Genomic DNA, 3,938 nt, shown 5'->3' with positions numbered 1-3,938 from the left:
CTGAAGGACCGCCGCCTGCACTGAGGGGCGGCCGGTCGCCCCTCAGTGCAGGCGGCGGTCCTTCAGTGCCGGGAACTGCTCCCGCGTCGCCGCCACCTTCTGCGGGTCCAGCTCCACCGTGAGGACCTCCTCGCCCTCGCCCGCCTCTCCCAGGACCTCGCCCCACGGGTCGACCACGATGCTGTGGCCCGCCTGCGGGACGCCCGCGTGGGTGCCGCCGGTGCCGCAGGCCAGGACGTACGCCTGGTTCTCGACCGCGCGCGCCCGGGCGAGCAGCGTCCAGTGGGCCAGGCGCCTCGCGGGCCAGCCGGCCGGGACGACGAAGGTCTGGGCGCCCGCGTCGACCAGGCCCCGGAACAGTTCGGGGAAGCGCAGGTCGTAACAGGTCGCCAGGCCCAGGGTGGTCTGCGGGTGCGGGACGGTCACCAGGTCGGTGCCCGCGCTCATCAGGACCGCCTCCCCCTGGTCGAAGCCGAAGCGGTGGATCTTTCGGTAGACGGCCGCGAGTTCGCCCTCGGGGGAGAAGACCAGGGAGGTGTTGTAGAGGCCGCCGTCCTCGCCGCGTTCGGGGATCGAGCCCGCGTGCAGCCAGACACCCGCGTCCCGCGCGGCCTCTGACATGGCCTCATGCGTCGGCCCGTCAGCCGCCTTCTCCGACTCGGCCGCGAAGCTCTCGTACGCGAACGCCCCCACCGTCCACAGCTCCGGCAGCACGACGAGGTCACTGCCCGTCTGCTCCCGTACCAGCGAGGCAGCTCGCCGCCTGCGGGAATCCGCCGATTCCTGGGGGTCTACACCGAATTGGATGAGAGAGGCGCGCACACTACCACCGTCCTGGCATTCGAGTTGTCAACACGGGCCTACGATCGTCACACGAAAGCACTGCCGGGGTGCCTTTCGGCAGCGTAACTTAACTGCCACAGCGCCCAGCCCGCGTACGTACAGAACCGCCGAGGGGTCCCGTGACCGTCCATCCCAGCCTCCAGACCTACGCCGATGCCTGGACCCATTCCATCGAGGCGATATCCGAGCTGGTGATGCCGCTCGCCGAGGGGGAGTGGAACCGCGCCACGCCGTGTCCGGCGTGGTCGGTGCGCGACATCGTGTCGCACATCATCGGGATGGAGTGCGAACAGCTCGGTGATCCACGGCCGATCCACACGCTGCCGCGCGATCTCTACCACGTGCAGAGTGAGTTCGCGCGCTACATGGAGATGCAGGTCGATGTGCGCCGGCACCACACCGCGCCGGAGATGACCTCGGAGCTGGAGTACACGGTCATCCGCCGGGCGCGTCAGCTGCGCAACGAGACCCGCGATCCCGGCACCCTGGTCCGCGCGCCGCTCGGCACCGAGCAGACCCTGGAACTGGCGCTGCGGATGCGGGCGTTCGACGTGTGGGTGCACGAGCAGGACCTGCGGTGGGCGCTGGGCCGGCCGGGCAACCTGGACTCGCCGGGTGCGTACGTCGCGCGCGACATCCTGCTGCACACCCTGCCGAAGGTCGTCGCCAAGGACGCGGGAGCCCCGCCGAACTCGGCCGTCGTCTTCGACATCCACGGGCCGGTGGAGTTCCTGCGTACGGTACGGGTCGACGCCGAGGGCCACGGCACGATCGACGGCGCGCCCTCGCTCGGCCCGCTGGTGACGATCGCGATGGACTGGGAGACGTTCGTGCGTCTCGCCTGTGGCCGGGTGCGCCCGCACGCGGTGGCGGACCGGGTGAAGACCGAGGGCGACCAGGAGCTGGCGGCGGCGATCCTGCGGAACTTCGCGGTCACGCCGTAGGCGCGCAGGCGGGCCGGCGCCCCGCACGGCTTCGCGGTAACGCCGTGGGCGCGCACCAGGGTCGCCCCGCACGCCTTCGCCGTCACGCCGTGGGGGCGCGCGCAGCCCACCCCGCACGCCTCCGCGCCCACGCGGGCTCCCCGTCACGCCCTCGCCCGCGCGGGGTCCGTCGTCGCGCGCCGGAGCCTCCGGCGCGTCACGCCGGTACGTGTACCGCCTCCACCCGGCTCGCGACCAGCCGCTCCCGTTCGCGGTGTGCCGCCCGGCCGCGCAGCCGCAGGATCTGGGCCACGCCCAGGGCCTGGAGGACGAACACCGAGGCGAACGCGATCCGGTAGTTGTCGCCGGTCGCGTCGAGGAGCACGCCGATCGCCAGCAGTGTCGTCATCGAGGCCGTGAAGCCGCCCATGTTGACGATTCCCGAGGCCGTGCCCTGCCGCTCGGGCGGGTTGGCCGGGCGGGCGAAGTCGAACCCGATCATCGAGGCCGGGCCGCAGGCGCCGAGCACCACGCACAGGACGATCAGCAGCCACATCGGTGTGTGCGGGGCGGGATAGGCGACCGCGGCGGCCCACAGGGCGGCGGTCGCCCCGACCGTGCCGAGGGCGAGCGGCGCGCGGGCGGCGTGGTGGCGGGCGATGACCTGCCCGTACACCAGGCCCACCACCATGTTGGAGAGCACCACGAGGGTCAGCAGCTCGCCGGCCGTCCCCCGCGAGTGCCCCTGCGCCTCGACCAAGTACGGCATCCCCCACAGCAGCAGGAACACCATGCCGGGGAACTGGGTGGTGAAGTGCACCCACATGCCGAGGCGGGTGCCCGGCTCGCGCCAGGACTCGGCGATCTGGCGGCGTACGTAGGCGGCGCCGGCGTGGGTGGCGGGCGGGGGCTCGTGGCCCTCGGGGTGGTCGCGCAGGAAGAGCAGCAGCGGGATCAGCACGGCGACGCCCGCGACCGCGCTGCCCGTGAAGGTGGCGGTCCAGCCGATCCCGTGGAGCGTACGGGAGATGACGATGGTGGAGACGAGGTTGCCCGCCACCCCGAAGAGCGCCGCGACCTGGGCGATCAGCGGTCCGCGCCGGACGGGGAACCAGCGCGTGCCGAGCCGCAGGACGCTGATGAAGGTCATCGCGTCGCCGCAGCCGAGCAGGGCGCGGGAGGCGAGGGCGGTGCCGTAGGTGGGCGAGAGGGCGAAGCCGAGCTGCCCGGCCGTGAAGAGCACGACGCCCAGGGTGAGCACCTTCTTGGTGCCGAGGCGGTCGACCATGAGGCCGACGGGTATCTGCATCCCCGCGTACACGAGCAGCTGGAGTATGGAGAAGGTGGAGAGCGCGGAGGCGTTGACGCCGAAGCGGTCGGCGGCGTCGAGGCCGGCGACGCCGAGGCTGGTGCGGAAGATGACGGCGACGAAGTAGACGCTGACGCCGATGCCCCACACGAGGGCGGCGCGGCGCCCACCGAGGGGCTCGCGCTCGGACCCGGCGGAAGAGGAGGCGGGGGATCCGGCGGAGGGGGAGGACCCGGCGGAGGCGGAGCTCATCGTTCCTCACCCCTGACCAGGACCTTGACCCAGCTGAGGTGCTGGCGTACGCAGTGCGCGGCGCGCTCGGCGTCCCCGGCCCTGATGGCGTCCAGCATCTCCTGGTGCTCGGTGATGTTCTTGGCGATCCGGTCGGGCTGGGCGTGCATCACGGCGACGCCCATCCGCAGCTGGCGGTCGCGCATCTGGTCGTAGAGGCGGGAGAGGATCTCGTTGCCGGCGTTGCGGACGATCTCGGCGTGGAAGCAGCGGTCGGTGACGGCGACGGCGGCGAGGTCGCCGCTGGCGGCGTTCTCCTTCTGCTCCGCGAGGAGCTCCTCCAGGCGCGCGATCAGCCGCGCGGGGGCGGGCACCGCCCTGCGGACCGCGAACTCCTCGACCAGCAGCCGCGTCTCGACCACGTCGGCGGTCTCCTGCGCGGAGACGGCGAGGACGAGGGCGCCCTTCTTGGGGTAGAGCCGGATGAGCCCTTCGACTTCGAGCTTGAGCAGCGCCTCGCGCACGGGTGTGCGCGACACTCCGACGGCCTCGGCCAGCTCGCCTTCGGTAAGGAGGGTGCCGCCTTCGTAGCGCCGTTCCAGGACGGCCTGCTTGACGTGCATGTACACACG

General features: G+C 72.2%; 4 protein-coding genes. 1 reads left to right on the top strand and 3 read right to left on the bottom strand.

All coding sequences use genetic code 11. The features are described 5' to 3' along the window. Nucleotides 1-42: 42 nt before the first annotated feature. On the bottom strand, nt 43-822 hold the full coding sequence (locus tag ACJA3G_RS32230; RefSeq protein ID WP_406556580.1) for a carbon-nitrogen family hydrolase: 780 nt from the start codon (nt 820-822) through the stop codon (nt 43-45). A 140-nt stretch (nt 823-962) separates the two neighbouring features. Here ACJA3G_RS32230 and ACJA3G_RS32225 point away from each other — a divergent pair, with 140 nt between their 5' ends. Continuing rightward, nucleotides 963-1,787 carry a maleylpyruvate isomerase family mycothiol-dependent enzyme gene (locus ACJA3G_RS32225; RefSeq protein WP_406556579.1) on the top strand — a complete coding sequence of 275 codons (825 nt, stop codon included), beginning with the start codon at nt 963-965 and terminating at the stop codon, nt 1,785-1,787. A 196-nt stretch (nt 1,788-1,983) separates the two neighbouring features. On the opposite strand, the gene ACJA3G_RS32220 is transcribed toward ACJA3G_RS32225, so the two are convergent. Together ACJA3G_RS32220 and ACJA3G_RS32215 are read right to left on the bottom strand one after the other, a co-directional pair. Then, on the bottom strand, nt 1,984-3,327 hold the full coding sequence (locus ACJA3G_RS32220; RefSeq protein WP_406556578.1) for a nitrate/nitrite transporter: 1,344 nt from the start codon (nt 3,325-3,327) through the stop codon (nt 1,984-1,986). Then, nucleotides 3,324-3,938 (bottom strand): GntR family transcriptional regulator (locus ACJA3G_RS32215; protein WP_406556577.1); only part of this gene is annotated, 615 nt, incomplete at its 5' end. The genes ACJA3G_RS32215 and ACJA3G_RS32220, both read right to left, overlap by 4 nt.

This window comes from Streptomyces sp. YS-3 (assembly GCF_045257485.1).
Lineage (GTDB): Bacteria > Actinomycetota > Actinomycetes > Streptomycetales > Streptomycetaceae > Streptomyces.
This window is presented reverse-complemented; position numbering and strand designations above follow the sequence as displayed.

Excerpts from the sequence above, each read along its gene's own strand:
- ACJA3G_RS32220 (WP_406556578.1), bottom strand. The coding sequence starts at position 3,327 with ATGAGCTCCGCCTCCGCCGGGTCCTCCCCCTCCGCCGGATCCCCCGCC.